This window comes from Streptomyces coffeae (genome assembly GCF_016741875.1).
GTDB classification, from domain to species: Bacteria; Actinomycetota; Actinomycetes; order Streptomycetales; family Streptomycetaceae; genus Streptomyces; species Streptomyces coffeae.
Genome location: NZ_JAERRF010000010.1, coordinates 189,512 through 209,239 on the forward strand (window position 1 = coordinate 189,512; position 19,728 = coordinate 209,239).

General features: G+C 71.1%; 16 protein-coding genes and 1 pseudogene. 9 read left to right on the forward strand and 8 right to left on the reverse strand.

The features are described 5' to 3' along the window. Positions 1 to 2: 2 nt before the first annotated feature. Positions 3 to 1,072 (reverse strand): IS630 family transposase gene (locus tag JK363_RS45030; protein ID WP_443726303.1). Its coding sequence is split into 2 segments (ribosomal slippage): positions 3 to 595 and positions 595 to 1,072, totalling 1,071 coding nucleotides; the frame shifts between segments, so codons are not numbered across the junction. A gap of 115 nt (positions 1,073 to 1,187) precedes the next feature. Between JK363_RS45030 and JK363_RS19460 the strand changes: the two genes are divergently transcribed. Then, positions 1,188 to 1,400, forward strand: a complete 213-nt coding sequence (locus tag JK363_RS19460) for a DUF397 domain-containing protein (protein ID WP_201876334.1) — start codon at positions 1,188 to 1,190, stop codon at positions 1,398 to 1,400. Positions 1,401 to 1,883: 483 nt separating this feature from the next. Here the strand turns inward: JK363_RS19460 and JK363_RS19465 are convergent, their stop codons facing one another. Next, positions 1,884 to 2,756: a helix-turn-helix transcriptional regulator gene (locus tag JK363_RS19465; RefSeq protein WP_201876202.1), complete on the reverse strand. Its 873-nt coding sequence runs from the start codon at positions 2,754 to 2,756 to the stop codon at positions 1,884 to 1,886. Between the two features lie 205 nt (positions 2,757 to 2,961). Here JK363_RS19465 and JK363_RS19470 point away from each other — a divergent pair, with 205 nt between their 5' ends. Then, on the forward strand, positions 2,962 to 3,813 hold the full coding sequence (locus JK363_RS19470) for an oxidoreductase (RefSeq protein ID WP_201876203.1): 852 nt from the start codon (positions 2,962 to 2,964) through the stop codon (positions 3,811 to 3,813). 403 nt (positions 3,814 to 4,216) lie between these two features. Here the strand turns inward: JK363_RS19470 and JK363_RS19475 are convergent, their stop codons facing one another. From JK363_RS19475 to JK363_RS19500, 6 genes and pseudogenes are all read right to left on the reverse strand, one after another. Then, complete coding sequence (locus JK363_RS19475; protein ID WP_307821790.1) at positions 4,217 to 5,326, reverse strand: NAD(P)/FAD-dependent oxidoreductase; 1,110 nt, start codon at positions 5,324 to 5,326, stop codon at positions 4,217 to 4,219. 101 nt (positions 5,327 to 5,427) lie between these two features. Next, positions 5,428 to 6,230 (reverse strand): annotated as a pseudogene (locus JK363_RS19480) (IS5 family transposase). A 53-nt stretch (positions 6,231 to 6,283) separates the two neighbouring features. Then, positions 6,284 to 7,801 (reverse strand): glycerol kinase GlpK, encoded by a 1,518-nt coding sequence (gene glpK / locus JK363_RS19485; RefSeq protein ID WP_201876204.1) that lies wholly within the window; start codon positions 7,799 to 7,801, stop codon positions 6,284 to 6,286. Positions 7,802 to 7,837: 36 nt separating this feature from the next. Beyond that, positions 7,838 to 8,686: an MIP/aquaporin family protein gene (locus JK363_RS19490; RefSeq protein ID WP_201876205.1), complete on the reverse strand. Its 849-nt coding sequence runs from the start codon at positions 8,684 to 8,686 to the stop codon at positions 7,838 to 7,840. A 138-nt stretch (positions 8,687 to 8,824) separates the two neighbouring features. Beyond that, positions 8,825 to 11,209 (reverse strand): phosphoketolase family protein, encoded by a 2,385-nt coding sequence (locus JK363_RS19495; protein WP_201876206.1) that lies wholly within the window; start codon positions 11,207 to 11,209, stop codon positions 8,825 to 8,827. 141 nt (positions 11,210 to 11,350) lie between these two features. After that, on the reverse strand, positions 11,351 to 12,232 hold the full coding sequence (locus JK363_RS19500) for a universal stress protein (RefSeq protein ID WP_201876207.1): 882 nt from the start codon (positions 12,230 to 12,232) through the stop codon (positions 11,351 to 11,353). A gap of 212 nt (positions 12,233 to 12,444) precedes the next feature. Between JK363_RS19500 and JK363_RS19505 the strand changes: the two genes are divergently transcribed. The 7 genes from JK363_RS19505 (at position 12,445) to JK363_RS19535 (ending at position 19,688) form a co-directional block, all read left to right on the forward strand. Continuing rightward, a complete protein-coding gene (locus JK363_RS19505) occupies positions 12,445 to 13,116 on the forward strand; it encodes a CBS domain-containing protein (protein WP_201876208.1) in 672 nt (223 codons plus the stop codon). Continuing rightward, positions 13,113 to 14,015, forward strand: coding sequence for a universal stress protein (locus tag JK363_RS19510; protein WP_201876209.1), 903 nt, complete (start codon positions 13,113 to 13,115; stop codon positions 14,013 to 14,015). Before JK363_RS19505 ends, JK363_RS19510 begins: the two co-directional genes overlap by 4 nt. A gap of 553 nt (positions 14,016 to 14,568) precedes the next feature. Continuing rightward, positions 14,569 to 15,423 (forward strand): universal stress protein, encoded by an 855-nt coding sequence (locus tag JK363_RS19515; protein WP_201876210.1) that lies wholly within the window; start codon positions 14,569 to 14,571, stop codon positions 15,421 to 15,423. Positions 15,424 to 15,470: 47 nt separating this feature from the next. Continuing rightward, on the forward strand, positions 15,471 to 16,538 hold the full coding sequence (locus tag JK363_RS19520; RefSeq protein ID WP_201876211.1) for a zinc-dependent alcohol dehydrogenase family protein: 1,068 nt from the start codon (positions 15,471 to 15,473) through the stop codon (positions 16,536 to 16,538). A gap of 5 nt (positions 16,539 to 16,543) precedes the next feature. Then, positions 16,544 to 17,227 carry a helix-turn-helix domain-containing protein gene (locus tag JK363_RS19525; RefSeq protein WP_201876212.1) on the forward strand — a complete coding sequence of 228 codons (684 nt, stop codon included), beginning with the start codon at positions 16,544 to 16,546 and terminating at the stop codon, positions 17,225 to 17,227. A gap of 102 nt (positions 17,228 to 17,329) precedes the next feature. After that, positions 17,330 to 18,145: a universal stress protein gene (locus tag JK363_RS19530; protein WP_201876213.1), complete on the forward strand. Its 816-nt coding sequence runs from the start codon at positions 17,330 to 17,332 to the stop codon at positions 18,143 to 18,145. 91 nt (positions 18,146 to 18,236) lie between these two features. Further along, positions 18,237 to 19,688, forward strand: coding sequence for a nicotinate phosphoribosyltransferase (locus tag JK363_RS19535; RefSeq protein ID WP_201876214.1), 1,452 nt, complete (start codon positions 18,237 to 18,239; stop codon positions 19,686 to 19,688). Positions 19,689 to 19,728 lie beyond the last annotated feature (40 nt).

The window sequence follows — 19,728 nt, forward strand, 5'->3', positions numbered from 1 at the left end:
GGTTACGGCGGTTGGAAGTCGAGGCCGGTCTTGGCGATGAGGCCGTCGATGAGGCCGGGGCGGTACTGCATCCGTTTGAGCCGGGTCTTCACGAGCACGGTGAGCTGGTCGAGGCTGTGTTTGGTGAGGTTGGCCAGTGAGCGTTTCAGATGCGACCAGACGCCCTCGACAGGATTGAACTCGGGTGCATAGGGCGGCAGTTGGTAGACGGTGAGCCATAATCGGGCGTCGGTCAGCTGTCGCATGGCACGACTGACATGCGTGTTCAGATTGTCCCAGACCAGGACGATCGGGCCGCCGAGCTGCTGGTGTGCGGCGTCGAGCAGGCGAGCGTACTCGGTCTCGGTGAAGCCCTTGCGCCGGCCTTTGGCAGGGCCGCGGTCGAGGTGGGTGCGATAGATCAGCCGGGGCCGGTGGCCGGACTTCGTGCAGATCAGTGCCGCCATGGAGACGCGTTTGGTGCCTGCAGCGGTGACCCGCACCACCGGTGTGTGGCCTCGCCGGCCCCAGGTGCGGCCTCTGGGCGGCCTCAGCCCCTGGCCGGCTTCGTCCTCGAAGCAGAGCCAGGCGCCCAGGTCCGCCGCCGTCTTTTTATGACGGGCCACTGCTCGTCCTTCCATGCGGCGATCTTCTCCTCGTCGCGCTCGGCGGCCTTGCGGGACGGGACCTGCACGCTCCAGCCGATGCGGTGCAGCAGCAGGTCCATCCCGGCCAGGGTGTACTCGACGCCGAACCGGCGGCGTACGACCTCGGCGATCCTCGCCAACGTCCAGCACTGGTCAGGCCAGCCGACGGCGGACGGCCCGGCATCCAACACCGCCTCCAGCACACGTAGTTGACCGGCATCGAGCTTGCAGCGGGCACCGCCGGGACCCTTGGAGGCCAGGGCCTGCCGACCGCCCGAAGCCAACGCCCGCCGCCAGCGGTTCGCCGACATCCGGCTCACCCTGAACCGCCGGGCCACCTCCCGGTCAGCGGCCCCGGCCTCGATCAGATCAGCGGCAGCCAACCGGATCCCCTCACGCCGAGCACGCTCCTCAGCCGTCAGCCCTCCACCATCGGGATACCTCATTCCTCCGGCATAGCGCGACCCACGACAGCCGTCACGCCCCCACGTAACCCACACCCTTAAAGATCTCTAGCACGAGAGTTGTAGAGCCATCAACACTCACATCCCAGCCCTTGAGCTGGCACCCGAAGATGCCTGGTACAAGTCGTCGTACAGCGGCGGCTCAGGAAATAGCTGCGTCGAGATCGCCGATGTGACCGCGACTCGTGGTGTGATCGGCGTTCGCGACTCCAAGAAACCGGACGGCCCGGCCCTACAGTTCAGTCCGGACGGTTGGTCTTCGTTCATCGGACTGGTTCGCTCAGGCGAGGTCGACTTCGGCACAGTCTGACGACGTTCGAGATCCGGCAACGCGCGTCGATGGCCCTCCTCCGGCGATGAAAGGAGGGCCATCGATATTCGCCGGACAGCACAAGGAGACAAAACCATGTTCGCAATCGAATATCTCGACCACAGATACGCCGACCTGTGGCGGGTCCGGTTCAACGCGCCAGCGTTGTAGGCCACGGCCGACTTCGCGAGCGTGGCGGCCTCGGCGCACGGGGACACGGGGACACGCATACCGTTGTGGTAGATGGCTTACATCAGCTGGTGCTTGGCAACTAGCCGGTCCGCGAGGTTCTTCGCTTCCCTCGCGGACCCTGATCGACGGCCGCCTGTCCTGGCCGGCGCTCACGACAAGGACCGTTGCCCTCGACGAGGGTTTCGGGACACCGGCGGTGGGGCGCAAGGTCTGCCGGTGTTCCATAACGCCCATCCCGGCTCATGGGACGCAGCCACTATGGCCGACCGCTCCTCGCGGACCGGCGGGCGTCTAATGATCTGCGTGCTGCCCGTTCGAGGTCCCGGGCTGCCGTATCCACGCGGCCAGTAGCCGAAGCGCCTCTTCGGAGCCGGAGCCTGCCTCGGCGGTGTAGACACTCAGCCGCTGGTCCGGGTCGGCGGGCAGGGTGAGGGACTCGTAATTGAGGGTGAGCGGGCCGACGATCGGGTGGTGGAAGTGTTTGCTGCCATGCGTGTGCCGATACACGTTCTGGTCGGCCCACCAGCGGCGGAAGTCCTCATCCGTGATCGAGAGTTCGCCGACGAGTTCGGCCAGCAGTGGATCGTGGGGATGGCGTCCGGCGTCGAGCCGGAGCGAGGCGACAATGTCCTGGGCGTGGGTGTCCCAGTGGGTATACAGCGAGCGGGCGGTCTCGTCGCAGAACATGAACCGCACCAGGTTCCGCCCGCGGTGCGGCAGCGCGTCGAAGTCGGTGAGCAGCGCACGTGCCATCTGGTTGGACGCAAGTATGTCCAGTCGCCGCCCCAGCACAAGGGCGGGAGTGTGCTCGAGGATCCGGAGCAGGTCGCGCAGCCCCGGGCGGACCGGCTGCGGACGCGTCGCCGTGCGGCGGGGCCTGCCTGCGGCGGGCTTGGCGAGCTGGAACAGATGGGTGCGTTCGACGGGATCGAGGTGTAGCGCGCGGGAGATGGCGTCCAGCACGGTCTCGGAGACGTTCAGTCGGCGTCCGCGTTCCAGGCGTACGTAGTAGTCGACGCTCACGCCCGCCAGTTGCGCGATCTCTTCGCGGCGCAGTCCTGGCACTCGCCGCGAGCCGCCGTCGTCGGACAGGCCCGCCTGGCGCGGGGTGATCCGTGCCCGCCGAGAGCGGAGGAACTCACCGAGAGCTGTGTTGCGGTCCATGCCGTTCACGATAGGGCCCAAGATCGCCCCGACGGCCCGCGAAAGGGGGACTGGCAGTCCCCCGGTCCGGCTGTCCCCGGGGCGAAGCGGCCCCCCCGGAAGTCGATCAGCAGCCGATTCCGGTGCTGAAGTGGAACGTGTCGAGACCGACCGGGGCCTAACCGCCCCGGTCGGCCTCTGTTCGCATCGCACGAAGGGAACTCCTGTGTCGGACACCAAGACATTCCTGATCACCGGCGTCAGCACCGGCCTGGGCCGCGCACTCGCGCGCGCGGCGTTGGCCGCGGGCCACCGGGTGGTGGGCACGGTGCGCACGCCCGCCGACGCACGGGCCTTTGAGGCGCTCGCCGGCGACGCGCACGCCCGCATCCTGGACGTGACCGACCATGACGCGGTGGACACGGTCGTGGACGAGACCGAGCGCGACCTGGGCCCGGTCGACGTACTCGTCGCCAACGCCGGGTACGGCCATGATGGCCTCTTCGAGGAGTCGTCGATGGATGACCTTCGCCGTCAGTTCGAGGTGAACGTCTACGGAACCGTGGCGGTGATCAAGGGCGTGCTGCCGCACATGCGGAAACGCCGTTCGGGCCACATCATCGCCGTCACCTCGATGGGCGGGCTGATCACCATGCCGGGCCTCAGCTTCTACCACGGCAGCAAGTTCGCGGTGGAGGGCATCCTCGAAACGCTCGGCAAGGAGGTCGCCGAATTCGGCATCCATGTCACCGCCGTCGAGCCGGGCAGTTTCCGGACCGACTGGTCCGGCCGCTCGATGATCCGCGCACCCCGTGTGATCGCCGACTACGACGAGCTGTTCGAGCCGCTGCGCGCCCGGCGCATCCACGGCAGCGGGCACCAGCCGGGCGACCCGGACAAGGCCGCGGCCGCGGTGCTGCGAATCGTGGCGGCCGACCAGCCGCCGACGCGCCTGCTGCTCGGCACCGACGCGCTTCAGCTCGTCCAGGCCGGACGCGACGCCTTCGAGCGCGACATGCTGGCATGGGCCGAGCTGTCGGCCTCCACCGACTTCGACGACGTCAGCCGGTCCGCCTAACGTCACTCGCTGTCGGGCCCCCAGCGCGGGGCCTCGACGGCGGCCGTCATCACCAAGCTGGCCCGCTCTTGGTCCACCACAGCCGGACCTGCTCGTAGCCGTTCGCGCCACCCAGCGCCTCCTGGTAACCGGGTGGAGGTTAAGAAGTCATCTCATTTGGGGGGTCAGTAGGCTCTGGCCATGGTGGGGGTCGCTGAGCGGCTGGTGCTGCTTGCAACACGTCTCTTGGTGTGGCGCTCAACCACCAGACGCGGATGACTCGTGCGCGGGTTGGAGCGGCAGAGGTGGAGGACCGTCCGGTCTCTCCGGCTCGTGTGACGCGGCGGCGCGGCTTTACGAGACTGTTTCGGGCGCACGGAGACGCGCCCGCCTGGTCGCGGTACTGGTGGCGCTTGCAGGGCTGTCACGGGGGGAACCGCTCCGGGCGGAAGTCCGCGAGCATCTCATTTCTCTCGCCGCTGAGGATCTCCGAAGCAAGCAGCGGGCCGATTACCGGCCCGAGGGTGATGCCGCTGTGGGATACGGCCTCGTAGTAGCCCGGCACGGACGGCACCGCTCCTACCGAGGGGAATCCGTCGGCTGGGATGGGCCGGTGGGCTACCCGTGTCTGTGCGATGCGGGCGTTGCCGAGTTCGGGAACGACCTGCCGCGCCGATTCGTGGAGCAGCCGTGCGAGTTGCGCTGGATCTTCGCCTGTGTCGATGAGTGCGTCGACCTCGCGGCTGTGGAGGACTACCGAAGCGTCTCCGTCAGGACGGATCTCGATGTGCGGTGCGTGCATGGCCCGGTGAACCGGGACCTGAGTGCAGTCGATCCGGGTGACGGCTCCGGGTTCCCGGCGCATCGGCAAGTGCCGTGCGATGAGCTCGGCGACGTGGGAGGCGCTGGGGCCTGCTGCGTTCACGACGATGTTGACGTCGAGACAGCTCCCATCAGATAGAGCAACCTTCTGGATGCTCCCGTCGGTACCTGTGTCGATGTCATAGACCGCGGTGCCGGACCGGAGCTCGGCGCCGGACGCAACGGCCTGGCCGACCAGGCGGCTGACGAGATGACGTCCGTGCACCCAGGCTTCGTCGGGGTAGAACACGACTGGAACCTCACTGGGCATCGTGAGAGCAGGTTCGAGGCGGCGGCATACCTCGGCCCCCGTGTACACCTCAGCCCGGTAGTCCCAGTTGGCCAGCTGTTCGGCCGTTTTCAGGAGCTTCGTCTCTGCCGCGGGATCGTCTGCCCAGCGCAGGTGGCCGCTGGGATACCACCATGAGTCTGGCCCGATGGTCCTGGCAAGCTCACGGTACGCTGCCATGCCCGCGACGTTCAGGTCGAAGTAGGACTTGCGCGTGGTCTTGTTGCTGGCGTTGACCCAGGAGAAAGACCAGTTGGTGACGCCTTCGCCCGGCTGGCCTGCGTCGATGAAGACCACCTTGGCGCCGTGCCGGGACAGGTTCCAGCCCACGCTGGCTCCGAGGATGCCCACTCCGATGACAGCAACACGTTCCGGCCGCTTCACGGACCCGGTCCTCACGAACGCCCCCTCCCCAGATTACGGGCGAACTCAACTCCCGTTTCTAGCATGCAAGCATGTGGAACGGTGAGCACTATGAGGTCAGCTCATTTGGTGAGCCTGCGGAAGCAGATGAGGGTGCAGGCGATGCTGGTGAAGGCGAGGAAGTGATCGGCCTTGCGTTCGTAGCGGCGGTGCAGGCGGCGACATGGGGAGCCAGGCCATGGTGCGCTCGATGGTCCAGCGGTGCCGGCCCAGTCGTTGCGAGGTCTCGACGCCCTTTCGGGCGAGGCGATGCCGGATACCGCGGCTGGATAACCATCGCCGCAGGTGGGCGCAGTCGTATCCCTTGTCCGCGTGGAGCTTGTGCGGTCTGCGGCGCCGGGGTCCTCGGCGGGAGCGGATGGGCGGGATGCCCGTGACCAGCGGGAGCAGGGCCTGGCTGTCGTGCACGTTGGCGCCGGGGATACCGATGGACAGGGGCAGACCGGTCCGCTCGGTGATCAAATGGATCTTTGAGCCGTACTTGCCTCGGTCGACAGGATTCGGACCTGTCAGGTCCCCCTTTTCAAGGCCCTCATGTTCACCGAGTCGATCGCGCAGCGCGACCAGTCCAGCTCGCCGCGGGAGCCGAGTTCATCCAGGACCAGGCGGTGCAGCTTGGCAAAGACCCGGCCTTCGTCCACTCGGCGAAGCGGCGGTGGGCCGTCGCTCCCGAGGGCCCGAACGACGCGGCAGGCAGCTGCTGCCAGGTGCACCCTGACGTGGCCACGAACACGACGGCGGCCAACACCTCGCGGTCCCCGTGACGGCGTCGGCCACCGCCCTGCGGGCGCGACGGTGCCTCCGGCACCACCCGCTGGAACAACTCCCACAACTCGTCCGGCACCAGCCGCTCAACGATCCCCATCACGGTCCTGAGCCTACGGACCCCGCCAAATGAGATGACTTCTAAAGATCAAGCTAGCCCACCTGGACCCAGTCCAGGGTGCGCTGCACGGCCCTCTTCCAGCCCGCGTAGCCCTCCTCGCGCCGCTCATCGCTCCACTCCGGCTCCCACCGCTTGGACTCGCTCCAGTGGGAGCGCAGCTCATCGGTGTCCCCCCAGAAACCGGTGGCGAGACCGGCGGCATAGGCGGCGCCCAGCGCGGTGGTCTCGGCCACCACCGGGCGGCTGACCGGCACCCCCAGCACATCGGCCTGGATCTGCATGCACAGGTCGTTGTCGGTGACCCCGCCGTCCACCCGGAGCACATCGAGATGGATTCCCGCGTCCTTCTCCATGGCCTCCACCACGTCCCGGCTCTGGTAGCAGATGGCCTCCAGGGTGGCGCGGGCGAGATGGCCATTGGTGTTGTAGCGGGTCAGGCCGACGATCGCGCCACGGGCGTCGGAGCGCCAGTACGGGGCGAACAGACCGGAGAACGCGGGGACGAAGTACACCCCGCCGTTGTCCTCGACGCTGCGGGCCAGCCGCTCGCTGGCGGGCGCGTCCTCGATGATCTTCATCTGGTCGCGCAGCCACTGCACGGCCGAGCCGGTCACCGCGATGGAGCCCTCCAGGGCGTAGACGGCGGGTTCGCCGTCGAACTGGTACGCCACCGTGGTGAGCAGTCCACTGGTCGAACGCACCAGCTCCGTACCGGTGTTGAGGACCAGGAAGTTGCCGGTGCCGTAGGTGTTCTTGGCCTCGCCGGGGCTGAAGCACACCTGGCCGACGGTGGCCGCCTGCTGGTCACCGAGAACACCGGTGATGGGGGTCGCGGTGCGCAGCGGGCGGGTGGTACGTGCCTGGCCGTACGCCTCGGCGTGGGAGGAGGGGTTGATCGTCGGCAGCATGGCCCGTGGAATGCCGAAGATCTCCAGCAGTTCGTCGTCCCAGTCCAGCGTCTCCAGGTTCATCAGCATGGTGCGGCTGGCGTTGGTGACATCGGTGGCGTGGATTCCGCCGCCGGGGCCGCCGGTGAGGTTCCACAGCACCCAGGCGTCGGTGTTGCCGAAGAGCGCGTGGCCGCGTTCGGCCGCCTCGCGGACGCCCTCGACGTTGTCCAGAATCCATTTGATCTTGCCGCCGGAGAAGTAGGTGGCGGGGGGCAGTCCGGCCTTGCGACGGATGACCTCGCCGTGACCGTCCCGTTCGAGGGCGGCGGCGATGGTGTCGGTGCGGGTGTCCTGCCAGACGATGGCGTTGTGGTACGGCTGGCCGTTGCGCGGATCCCAGATGACGGTGGTCTCGCGCTGGTTGGTGATGCCGATGGCGACCAGGTCGGCGGGTGAGAGCCCGCCGGTGCGGATGGCGTTCTGCATCACGGAGTTGGTGCGTTCCCAGATCTCCACCGGGTCGTGCTCGACCCACCCCGAGCGCGGCAGGATCTGGTGGTGCTCCAGCTGGTACCTCGCCACTTCGCTGCCGTCGTGGTCGAAGATCATGAAGCGGGTGCTGGTGGTCCCCTGGTCCACCGCTCCGACGAATTCCGGCATCCGTCCGCCGCCTTTCGTGGATGGGTCCGGCCCGGCTCAGCTCTCGGGAGCGGGGGTGCGTCCCACTTCCTGCGGGCCGGGGACCGGGAGGAAACGGCTGATCAGGACCTTGTACAGGGCCGCGCCGACCAGTCCGCCGACCAGCGGTCCGACGATGGGCACCCAGAAGTAGAAATTCCCGTACTGGTCCCGCCAGGCGGTGTGGTAGCCGGTGAGGTAGCTGGCCAGCCGGGGGCCGAAGTCACGGGCCGGGTTGATGGCGTATCCGGCGTCGGCGCCCCACGCCATGCCGATTCCGACCACGATGAGGCCGATGATGAACGGACCCAGATTGGCCTGCGGGGGCGTGTTCAGCAGATCGGTGACGGCGAAGATGAGGAGCACCAGGATGGCGGTGCCGATGATCTGGTCGCGCAGCGCACCCCATTCGCTCACCGGGAGCGAGCCGTTGCCCGGCAGGGTGGAGAACACGAACTGGGTCTTGAAGGTGTGCTTCGGGTCGGCGCCCGCCAGCACCTCGGTGTAGTTCCAGCGCACCAGCAGCGCGGCGACGAACGCACCGAGCGTCTGGGCCAGGGTGTACGGCAGCACCTTGCTCCAGGGGAAGCCCTTGAAGGCCGCGAGGGAAAGGGTGACCGCCGGGTTGATATGCGCACCGCTGAGCCGTGCCGCGACATAGACACCCAGGGTGACGCCGAGCCCCCAGCCCCAGGCGATGGAGTCGTGGTCACCGAGCGCGCCCGGTGGTTTGGTGAGCGCGCCGGCCGCCACCACCTGCGCCACCACACCGCAGCCGAAGAGGATCAGCACCATCGTCCCGGCGAACTCCGCGGAGAGTTCGCCGATCAGTCCCGAGCGCCGGCCCTGCTCCTTCTCCTCCGTCATGGGCCCATGGTGTGCGCGGCGCGGGCGGAACGGCGCTTTCTGCTGGGCCGTACGGGGCATGGGGCAGCACCCGGGGCCGTACGGGGCATGGGGCAGCACCCGGGGCCGGCGCGGCTCCCGGTGCCCCCGTGCGGTGGCTCATCCGCTCCAGGACCACTCCGCCACTTCGGGCATGTCGGTGCCGTGTTCGCGGATCCACGCGTGGTGGCGGGTGCGCGCGTCCTGCATCCGCTGGCGTACGGCGACGGCACGCACCCCGAGGCCCGGGGTGCGGTCGATGACGTCCATCACCAGCCGGTAGCGGTCCAGGTCGTTGCGGACGACCATGTCGAAGGGCGTGGTGGTGGTGCCCGACTCCAGATAGCCGCGCACATGCAGCTCCGGGTGGACGGTCCGGCGGTAGGCCAGCCGGTGCACCAGCCACGGATAGCCGTGATAGGCGAAGATGACCGGCCGGTCGCGGGTGAAGAGGGCGTCGAACTCGGCGTCCGGCATCCCGTGCGGATGTTCCTTCCGGGGCAGCAGCCGGGTCATGTCGACGACGTTGACCACGCGCACCGCCACATCGGGCAGATGGCGGCGGAGGATCCCGGCGGCGGCCAGGACCTCCTGGGTGGGGACGTCGCCCGCGCAGGCCAGCACCACATCGGGTTCGCCGGTGCCGTTCTCGGTGCCCGCCCAGTCCCAGCTTCCGGCGCCGCGGGCGCAGTGGGCACGGGCCTGGTCGAGGTCCAGCCAGTCGAAGCACGGCTGTTTGCCCGCGACGACGACATTGACGTAGTCCCGGCTGCGCAGCACATGGTCGGCCACACAGAGCAGCGTGTTGGCGTCCGGCGGCAGATAGACCCGCACCACCTCGGGGCTCTTGTTGAGCACATGGTCCACGAAGCCGGGGTCCTGGTGCGAGAAGCCGTTGTGGTCCTGCCGCCAGACATGCGAGGTCAGCAGGTAGTTGAGGGAGGCCACCGGGCGCCGCCACGGCAGCGCCCGGGACACCTTCAGCCACTTGATGTGCTGGTTGACCATGGAGTCGACGATGTGCACGAACGCCTCGTAGCAGGAGAACAGCCCGTGGCGTCCGGTGAGCAGATAGCCCTCCAGCCATCCCTGGCAGACGTGTTCGGAGAGGATCTCCATGACCCGGCCATGCCGGTTCAGATGCTCATCCGTGGTCAGGGTCTCTTCCTGCCACGCCTTTCCGGTGGCCCGGAACAGGGCCTGGAGCCGGTTGGAGGCGGTCTCGTCCGGGCCGACGACCCGGAAGTCGCGGCGGTCGCCGCTGTCCTCCATGACCCGCTCCAGGAGGTCGCCGAGCACCCGGGTGGGCTCGTGCAGCGTCACCCCGGGCTTCTCGACGGGGACCGCGTACCGCTCCAGGTCGGGCAGGGGCAGATCGCGCACCAGCAGTCCGCCGTTGGCGTGCGGATTGGCGCCCAGCCGTCGCCGCCCGTCGGGGACGCAGGCCAGCACCTCCGGCCGGGGCCGCCCGTCGTCGTCGAAGAGTTCCTCGGGCCGGTAGGAGCGCAACCACCGCTCCAACTGCCGCAGATGCTCCGGGTTCTCCCGTACGCCCGGCAGCGGGACCTGGTGGGAGCGCCAGGTGGCCTCTACCGGGACGCCGTCGACTTCGGCGGGCCCGGTCCAGCCCTTGGGGGTGCGCAGCACGATCACCGGCCAGCGCGGACGTTCGCCGACGCCCTCCTCCCGGGCGGTGCGCTGGAGCAGGGCGATCCGGTCGAGTGCCTGGTCCATGGCCCGGGCCAGGTCCCGGTGGACCTGGAGCGGTTCGTCGCCGGACACCTCGATCGGCTCATGGCCGTATCCCCGCAGCAGATCGTCCAGTTCGGGCCCGGGGAGGCGGGCGAGCACCGTGGGGTTGGCGATCTTGTAGCCGTTGAGGTGGAGGATGGGCAGTACGGCGCCGTCGTGAACCGGGTCGAGGAACTTGTTCGCGTGCCAGGAGGCGGCCAGCGGTCCGGTCTCGGCCTCGCCGTCGCCGATGACGCAGGCGACGAGGAGGCCGGGGTTGTCCAGGGCCGCGCCGTAGGCGTGGGCGAGCGAGTAGCCGAGCTCACCGCCCTCGTGGATGGAGCCGGGGGTCTCGGGGGCGACATGGCTGGGCACCCCGCCGGGGAAGGAGAACTGGCGGAAGAGGCGAGCCATGCCCGCCGCGTCCCGGCCGACGTCGGGGTAGACCTCGGCGTAGCTGCCGTCCAGCCAGGAGCCCGCGAGCACCGCCGGGCCGCCGTGCCCCGGGCCCCATACGCAGATGGCGTCCAGGTCGCGGGCCTTGATGACCCGGTTGAGATGGGTGTGGACGAGGTTGAGCCCGGGTGAGGTGCCCCAGTGGCCCAGCAGCCGGGGCTTGATGTGGTCGGGGCGCAGCGGCTCGGTCAGCAGTGGGTTGGCCAGCAGATAGATCTGGCCGGCCGCGAGGTAGTTCGCGGCCCTCCAGTGGGCGTCCAGGGCGTGCAGTTCGTCGGCGGCGAGCCCGCTCGCCGCCGAGGTCGGTACGTCTGGCATGGGCCTCTCTCCCTCGTAGGGTCTCCGGATGGGTACCCGCTGCCGGGCCGCCGCTCGTCCCGCGGCCGGGTGTGCCCTTCGTCCGTGTTCCACCGGGCGTCCGTGTCCCTGCGCGCGTCCGTGTTCCCTGCGCGCGGAACGTCATGTCCGCTCGGGGACGACCGCCACCGGACACGGCGCATGGTGCAGCGCCGTGTGGGCGACCAGTCCGAGCTGGAGCCCCGCGATGTGGCCGTGGCGCCGGTAGGCGCCGACGACCAGCAGATCGGCGGTGGCCGCCGCGTGCAGCAGCGCCTTGCGGGCCGGTCCTTCGACGGTCTCGCGGCGGACGACGACCTTGGGGTGGTCCCGTTCGGGGACCCGCAGGGCGTCGTCGAGGGCCCGCTCGGCGCGGGCCCAGTGGGCGCGGACCGGATCGCCGTAGATCATCAGGTCGTCCGTGATCTCACCGGCCGGGCACCGCCAGGCCCGTACGGCGGCCAGCTCGCGGCCGCCCGCCTCGGCCTCGCGGAAGGCGTATCGCAGGGCGGGCGCCGCCTCACCGCCGGGCTCATCCACACCGAGCACGATCCGGCCGAAGGAACCGCGCCGGTTGGGCGTCCCGCCCCGGACGACGGTGACCGGGCAGGGAGCACGGGCGGCGACCGTCAGGGCGACCGACCCGAGGAGCAGTCCGGAGAGTTCGCCCCGGCCGCGCGCTCCGGTGACCACGCCGAACGCCTCCTGGCCCGCGCGCAGCAGCACGGACACCGGGTCCTCCGGCACCACCTCGGTGGAGATCTTCACATCGGGGCCGCGGCGCCGCGCGCGCTCGGCCGCGGTGTCGGTGATCTGCTCGGACAGCACCCGGTCCCAGGGGCGCTCGGGATCGGTGGCGGGCCTGATGTGCTCATAGCGCTCCCACAGCGAGCCGTGCACCAGGCGCAGTGGCAGCCGGTGCCGGGCCGCCGCGTCCACCGCCCAGTCCACCGCGTTGAGGCTGGACTGTGAGCCGTCGACACCCACGATCAGGGGGAGCACCACCGTATCCACCGTCCTTCGCAGTGGCCTTCGCCGTCCGACGTCCCCACCCTCCCGCCGTCCGGCCCCGGGCGCGAGGGGCGCTTCGGCCCCGGCGGGGGTCGTTCGGCCCAGACCGCCGGGTCGGGCCGGTCGGCCCCGAGCGGACCCCGGGCAGCCCATGAGGGCGAAGGGGGTGCCATCGGAGGCTGGAGACAGGATCCGGGGAGGCAGGGATGAAGCACCGCAAGATCGGCAACGTGATGACCGACGATGTTGTCCGGGTGGGCCACGGGGCCTCGTTCGAGGAGGTCAGCCAATTGCTGGCGCGGCACCGCATCAACGGTCTGCCGGTGGTGGACGACGACGACAAGGTGGTCGGCGTGATCAGCGGTACCGATCTCAGCGAGCTGACAGGCCGCCAGGACGGCGGCCATCAGGGGGGCGGACGGGCCGACGGAGTGCCACGGCAGCCCCCCGACGGACGCACCGCCTGGCAGCTGATGTCACGGCCCGCCGTCACCGTGCACCCCCAGGACACCATCGTGGACGCCGCGCGCTCCATGGACCGCCATCGGATCGAACGGCTCCCCGTCGTGGACGAGGAGGACCGGCTGATCGGCATCGTCACCCGCCGTGATCTGCTGCGGGTCTTCCTCCGCCCGGACGACGAGATCCGCGCGGAGGTGATCGACGAGGTGCTGGTGCGCTCGCTGTGGCTGCTGCCGCACACCGTCACGGTCACCGTGACCGACGGGGTGGTGCGGCTGGAGGGCCGCCTCGACCGGCACAGCGAGATCCCCATCGCGGTGCGGATGGCCGGACAGGTGGACGGGGTGGTGGCGGTGGTCGACCGGCTCACCTATCGCGTCGACGACTCCCCCGGCCAGGGAGGTGCCGCGTCATGACGGCTCCCGGCAAGCCGGCCCAGGACGGCCGGGTCGTGGTGGGCCTCGACGGCTCCGACAGCGCCTGGGCCGCGCTGGACAGGGCCGTCGCCGAGGCCCGGCGGCGCGATGCCACGCTGGAGATCGTGCACGCCTGGCCATGGGCCCGTACCGATCCGCTCGCCTTCGACATGGACAGCGAACCCCAGCGGCCCCCGGTCGAGATCGCCCGCACGGTGCTGCGGCTCGCCGTGGCGCGGGCCGCCGAGAAGGACCCGGAGCTGCGGATCGTCCCCACCCTCACCGCGCAGGACGCGGTGCCGGAGCTGCTGCGGATCGGCCAGGGCGCCTCGCTCATCGTCATCGGCACGCGCGGTCTGGGAGGCTTCACCGGGCTGCTGCTGGGCTCGGTCGGACTGCGGCTGGCCGCCCACACCCACCGCCCGCTGCTGGTGGTACGCGGCGATGTCCCGGCCGCGTACGGGCCCGAGGGCCACGGCAAGGTGCTGGTCGGGGTCGAGGGCGGCGCGGACGAGGCGGCGGCCCGGTTCGCCTTCGAGGAGGCCATCCGGCGCGGGGCGCGGCTGCGGGTGCTGTACGCGTGGACCCACCCCCGGGCCTTCGGCGGCGACCACACGCTGCCCTCGAGGGAGGTCGTGGCCCTGCGGGCGGAGCACGCGCAGGCGGAGACGTACCGCGTGGTGGCCGCGCTGCGCGAGGAGTTCGGCCAGGTGGGCGTCCGCGAGGACACGGTCCACAGCGCCCCCGCGCAGGCCCTGGTGGAGGCGTCCCGCGCGGCGGACGTCCTGGTCCTGGCCGTCCACCGCCGCACCGCCCGTCTTGGCCTCCAGCTCGGCCCCGTCACCCACGCGGTCCTCCATCACGCCCACTGCCCGGTCGTCCTGGTCCCGGTCGGCTGAGCGTTCCGCGCGGCGCGGTGAGCGGGCGCCGACGAGTGGGTCCGGGCTGGGTCCGGGCCACCGCCGCGCGGCGCGCATGGGCGGCACGGTGGCCGCCGGAGATGACGCAGCCCCGGGGCGGGGCCGGGGGGCTCGGGGTGGATGGGCCGGTTGTCCTGGGGGGCGGGGGCTGGCCGGGACCGGTCGGCCCTGGCGCGGGCCACCCGGACGTGGTGCCCTGGAAAGTGGCACCGGGGGCGTCCAGCAGACGCGGAGAAGCGGACCGGTGACCGCCGCTGACGTGTGTCACCGGCTACCGCGCACCGCGCAATCAGGGCCCGCGAGAAGCGGGCGGCCCCCGGCGCCGCGGGTGTGCCGCGGCGGCGGCCGAAAGGTCGCACCGGGGCGGGGCTGCCCGGGTGGGCCGTACTGCCCCCGGTCGGCGCGCCGGTCAACAAAGACGCCGGTCAACAACGACATGGTCCGGCAGGCGTCCCGGAGCCGATACGGCCGCAGGAGTCCCGGCGCCCACGACGCCGCACCGCACCGCGCCACGCCGGAGAGGAGGGCAGCGATGGTGCGCCCCGTCACCGCGGGCCTGGACGGGTCCCCCGAGAGCCTGGCCGCCGCCGACTGGGCGGCGCGCGAGGCGATGCTGCGTGACGCTCCGCTGCGGCTGGTCAACGCCTGGCCGGGGCCCGAGCAGTTGGAGCTCACCCCGGGCCGGGAGGCCGCCTGGCACTACTGGGCCGAGCGCGCGCTGCGGTCCGCGCGGGCTGAACTGGACGCCGAACACCCGGAGATGCCGATCCTGACCGACCAGATACCCGGCTATCCCGGGCCCGTGCTACTGGCCGAGGCGGAGCGGGCCCAGTTGCTGGTGGTCGGGTCCCGCTCGCTCGGCACGGTCGCCGGATTCTTCCTGGGCTCGGTCGGTCTGGAGCTGGCCGCCCGCGCCGCCACCCCCGTCGTCCTGGTACGGGCGGACACCCCGGACACCCGGGACGCCGATGTGGTGGCGGGGGTGGATCCGCGCAGGTCGTGCCATGACGTGCTGGAGTTCGCGTTCGACACCGCCGCCCGGCGTGGTGCGGGGCTGCGGTGTGTGTACGCCAACAGGGTTCCCGCGATACGGGGCTCCGCGCCCTGGGTCGTGGACGTCGGGCTGAACGATGCCCACAAAGAGGCGGAGTACACGCTGAGCGAGGCGCTGGCGCCGTGGCGGGACAAGTTCACCGGGGTGCGGGTGGTCGAGGAGATCGCGTCGGACAGCCCGGCCCGGCGGCTGGTGGCCGCCGCGGCTGGGGCGGCGCTGATGGTCGTGGGGCGCGGTCCGCGCCGGACGGGCCTCGGTCCGCGGCTCGGGCCCGTCGCCCAGGCCGTGGCGCACCACGCCGCGTGTCCGGTCGCCGTCGTCCCCCAGAGCTGACCAGAACTGAGATCACGCATGCCACGAGGTGAGGAGAGGAAACGGCCATGAAAGCACTCGTCTTCCACGAGCCGGGGCGGATCTCCTGGCAGGAGGTGCCCGACCCCGACCTCGAGGAGGTCACCGACGCGATCGTGCGGATCGACACGGTCACCATCTGCGGCACCGACCTGCACATCCTGAACGGCGACGTACCGGACGTCAGGCCCGGTACGGTCCTCGGCCACGAGGCCCTGGGCGAGGTGGTGGAGACCGGGGAGGACGTCAGGGGCGTACGTCCGGGGGACCGGGTGCTGATCTCCTGCATCTCGGCGTGCGGCCACTGCCGGTTCTGCCGGGAGCGTGCGTACGGGCAGTGCCGCGGGGGCGGGGGCTGGATTCTGGGGCGCACGGTCAACGGCACACAGGCCGAGTATGTGCGGGTGCCGTTCGCCGATCTGTCGATGCATCCGCTGCCCGGCACGGCCGAGGGCCCTGAGGCGGTCCTGCTGGCGGACATCTTCCCGACCGCCTACGAGGTGGGTGTCCTCAACGGCCGGGTGGGCCCCGGGGACACGGTCGCGGTGGTGGGAGCCGGGCCGATCGGGCTGGCCGCGATCGCGACCGCGGAGTTCTTCTCCCCCGGCCGGATCATCGCCGTCGACTACGCCACCGCGCGGCTGGACGCCGCCAAGCGGATCGGCGCCGACGCGGTGGCCTCCGCTGACGAGGACCCGGAACGGCTGGTCGACGACCTCACCGAGGGGCTGGGCGCCGATGTGGTGATCGAGGCGGTGGGCACACCACAGAGCTTCGAGACATGCACCCGCATGGTGCGGCCCGGTGGCCGGATCGCCAATGTCGGAGTGCACGCAAGGCCCGCCACCCTGCATCTGGAAGAGCTGTGGATCAAGAACGTGACGATCACCACCGGGCTGGTCGACACGTACTCCACACCCACGCTGCTGTCCATGCTGGCCGCCGGACGGCTGCCCGCGTCCCTGCTCATCACCCATGTCTTCGAGCTGGACCAGATGGAGGAGGCGTACGACGTCTTCTCGCGGGCCACCGACACCGGCGCGATCAAGATCGCGCTCGGGGGTCCCATCCGGCCCCTGGCGACCCGGGAGGAGTGAGGGCGATGTCCGACGTGGTACGGCCGGGTCCGGCAGCCGCACGGCCGGTGGCCGGCGGCGGCGACATCGGGCGCCGGGTGTCCGAGCGCCGCGCACAACTCGGCGTGTCCCGTGCTGAGTTGGCGGCGCGCGCGGGCACCTCACCCGGCTATGTGCGCTATCTCGAGGAGTATCCGGCCGATCCGGGAGCCGGGGCGCTGCTGCGGATCGCGGCGGCACTGGACACCAGCGCGGCGGCGCTGCGCGGCGGTGGCGCCGAACGGCCACCCGGTCGCGGACAGGCGGCGCCCCACCCCGATCTGCTGGAGCTGGACACCGAGGAGTGCCGGGACCGGCTGGCCGGGCACGGAGTGGGCCGGGTCTCGGTGACCACCGCGCGCGGACCCGCCGTCATCCCGGTCAACTACAGCGTGGTGGACGACGCCGTGGTCTTCCGGACCGCGCCCGACGCCACCCCCGCGGCGGCCGCGGGCACCGAAGTGGCCTTCGAGGTGGACCACATCGACGAGGCGCTCAGCGAGGGCTGGAGCGTCCTCGTCGTCGGACGCGCGCAGCGGGTCACCGACCCGGAGAGGGTGCGGCGGCTGACCACCGCGGCGTACTCGACCCCCTGGCCGGGCGGCAGCCGCGATCTGTGGCTGCGCATCGAACCCACCAGCGTCACCGGCCGCCGGATCCGGGCGCGCTGACCCTGCACACCGGCACACCGGCCCGCGGCCGTACACCACGGTCCGCGGCACAACGGAACACCAACTCCACACAGCCGGACGAGATCTATGGAGGTGACGGTCGTGCGACCGCCCATCACCGTCGGCATCGACGGTTTTCCCGAGAGTCCGCACGCCGCTCACTGGGCGGCACATGAGGCGCTGCTGCGTGATCTGCCGCTGCGGCTGGTGCACGCCTGGGTCCTGCTCGCGCCCACGGACACGGGCGTGCTGTCCGAGGAGCACCTCCCGCGCGGGATGGACCAGAACTACTGGGCGCGGCGTCTGCTGAGCGACACGGTGCAGGAGTTGCGTCACGCGCATCCGGGGCTGAACGTCACCGCCGAGCTGCTGCCGCGGGACGCGGTGACCGCGCTGCTGGCCGCGTGCGCCGACGCCGAGATGCTGGTGCTCGGCTCGCGCGGACGCGGCACCCTCACCGCCTATCTGCTCGGTTCCACCGGACGGCAGCTCCTCGCCCGCGGTGTGCGGCCGATGGTGCTGGTGCACGCGGACGACGCCGGCCGGAGCCCGGACGTGACCGTGGGCCTGGGGCTGCGGCGGCCGTACGACGAGGTGCTCGCGTTCGCCTTCGACGAGGCCGCACGGCGCGGCGGTGCACTGCGCGCGGTGCACGCGGGCGCCCGGCGGGCGGACGCCGACGCCGCCGCGGCGGTCGGCGCGGCGCTGCGGCCGTGGCGGGAGAAGTACCCGGGGGTGCCGGTGGCCGAGGACATCACCGCGGAGCGCCCGGGGCGCGCCGTGGTGCGCGCCGCCGCGGACTCCGGGCTGCTCGTGCTGGGCCGTGACGAGCACGGTGCCGTACCGCGGGTGGGCTCCGTGACACACGCCGCCGTGCACCACGCACCGTGTCCGGTGGCGGTGGTGCCGTCCGGCTGACGCGGACGGGGGACGCCGGTCAACGCGCCCCGGCGGACGAGGAGTTGAGGAGAGCACAAGGGAGACAGAGGGAGACAGGGAGACAACGACGATGTCGAACGCGATGACCACCGATCTCTACGAGGCGACCATGGCCCTGTCGTACCTGAGGGAGGGTATGACCGCCCCGGCCACCTTCGATCTGTACGTCCGCGACCTCCCGCCCGAGCGCGGCTTCCTGGTCGCCGCGGGTCTGGAACCGGCGTTGGACTATCTGTCCGGCTTCCGGGTCGGGCCGGACGACGTCGAGGCGTTCGCCACCGCGCTGCACCGCTCCTACGACGATCTGGAACCCCTGCTGGGCCTGGGATTCGAGGGCGAGGTGCGGGCGGTGCCCGAGGGCCGGGTCGTGCTGGCCGGGGAACCGCTGCTGGAGCTGACGGCGCCGCTGCCGCAGGCCCAGCTGGTCGAGACGTATCTGCTGGGGCAGCTCAGCCACCAGACCACCATCGCCTCCAAGGCCGTGCGGTGTGTGATGGCCGCCGACGGCCGCCCGGTGGTGGACTTCTCGCTGCGCCGCACCCACGGCCCGCAGGCCGGGATGCAGGCGGCACGGCTGGGCGCGCTGGCCGGGTTCGTGGGGACGAGCAACGTCGAGGCCGCCACCACGTACGGGATCGCGGCCAGCGGCACGATGGCGCATTCGTACATCGAGGCGTTCGCGGACGAGGAGACCGCGTTCCGGGCGTTCGCCCGCACCCACCCCGGTCCGGTGACCTTCCTGGTCGACACCTACGACACCCAGACGGGTGTGGCCACCGCCGCGCGGGTGCTGCGCGATCTGGGCCTGGGGACCGGCTGCGCCATCCGTCTGGACAGCGGCGACCTCGGCGCGCTCGCGGTGCTGGCGCGGCGGATCCTCGACGATGCGGGGCTGCCGCAGGTGGGGATCGTGGCCAGTGGCGGTCTGGACGAGTACGCCGTGCAGGACCTGGTGCGCGCGGGGGCGCCGATCGATGTGTTCGCCGTGGGCACCCGGGTCGGGGTCTCGGCCGACTCGGCGTATCTCGACTCGGCGTACAAGCTGGTCGCCTACGATGGGCGGCCGGTGATGAAGCTGTCCTCGGCGAAGGTCACGGCCCCCGGCGCCAAGCAGGTGTGGCGGCGGCCGGGCTTCGCCGATGTGATCGGCGAGCAGGACGAACTGCCGCCGCGCGGTGGCACCCCGCTGCTGGAGACGGTGATGCGGGGCGGTCGGCGGACCGGGGAGCCCGACACCCTGGGCCGGGCGCGTGAACGCCTCGCCGCCGATCTGGCCGGGCTGCCGCCCCAGGCGCGCCGCCTCCGGGAACCCATGCCGCCCCGTGCGGCGACCTCGGCGCCGCTGGCCCGGCTGGCGGGCCGGGTGCGCCACCAGATCGAGCACCGGCTACTCCCGGGGGACCACGAGGCCGGCAGGCCGGGCCAAGGAGCCGACCGGCCGGGCCCCGGAGCCGAGCGGACCAGGTCGGGGGCCGCTCGGCCCCTGCCTCACGCCGGTGGCACACCCGCACGATGGACGTGATGGCGTCGGCGACGCCGATGCCCGCCACCCATGACCTGTT

Coding starts and splice junctions, on each gene's coding strand:
- JK363_RS19515 (WP_201876210.1), top strand. CDS start 14,569: ATGGTGCGCCCCGTCACCGCGGGCCTGGACGGGTCCCCCGAGAGCCTG.
- JK363_RS19510 (WP_201876209.1), top strand. CDS start 13,113: ATGACGGCTCCCGGCAAGCCGGCCCAGGACGGCCGGGTCGTGGTGGGC.
- glpK (WP_201876204.1), bottom strand. CDS start 7,801: ATGCCGGAATTCGTCGGAGCGGTGGACCAGGGGACCACCAGCACCCGC.
- JK363_RS19490 (WP_201876205.1), bottom strand. CDS start 8,686: ATGACGGAGGAGAAGGAGCAGGGCCGGCGCTCGGGACTGATCGGCGAA.
- JK363_RS19535 (WP_201876214.1), top strand. CDS start 18,237: ATGTCGAACGCGATGACCACCGATCTCTACGAGGCGACCATGGCCCTG.
- JK363_RS19495 (WP_201876206.1), bottom strand. CDS start 11,209: ATGCCAGACGTACCGACCTCGGCGGCGAGCGGGCTCGCCGCCGACGAA.
- JK363_RS19520 (WP_201876211.1), top strand. CDS start 15,471: ATGAAAGCACTCGTCTTCCACGAGCCGGGGCGGATCTCCTGGCAGGAG.
- JK363_RS19465 (WP_201876202.1), bottom strand. CDS start 2,756: ATGGACCGCAACACAGCTCTCGGTGAGTTCCTCCGCTCTCGGCGGGCA.
- JK363_RS19505 (WP_201876208.1), top strand. CDS start 12,445: ATGAAGCACCGCAAGATCGGCAACGTGATGACCGACGATGTTGTCCGG.
- JK363_RS19525 (WP_201876212.1), top strand. CDS start 16,544: ATGTCCGACGTGGTACGGCCGGGTCCGGCAGCCGCACGGCCGGTGGCC.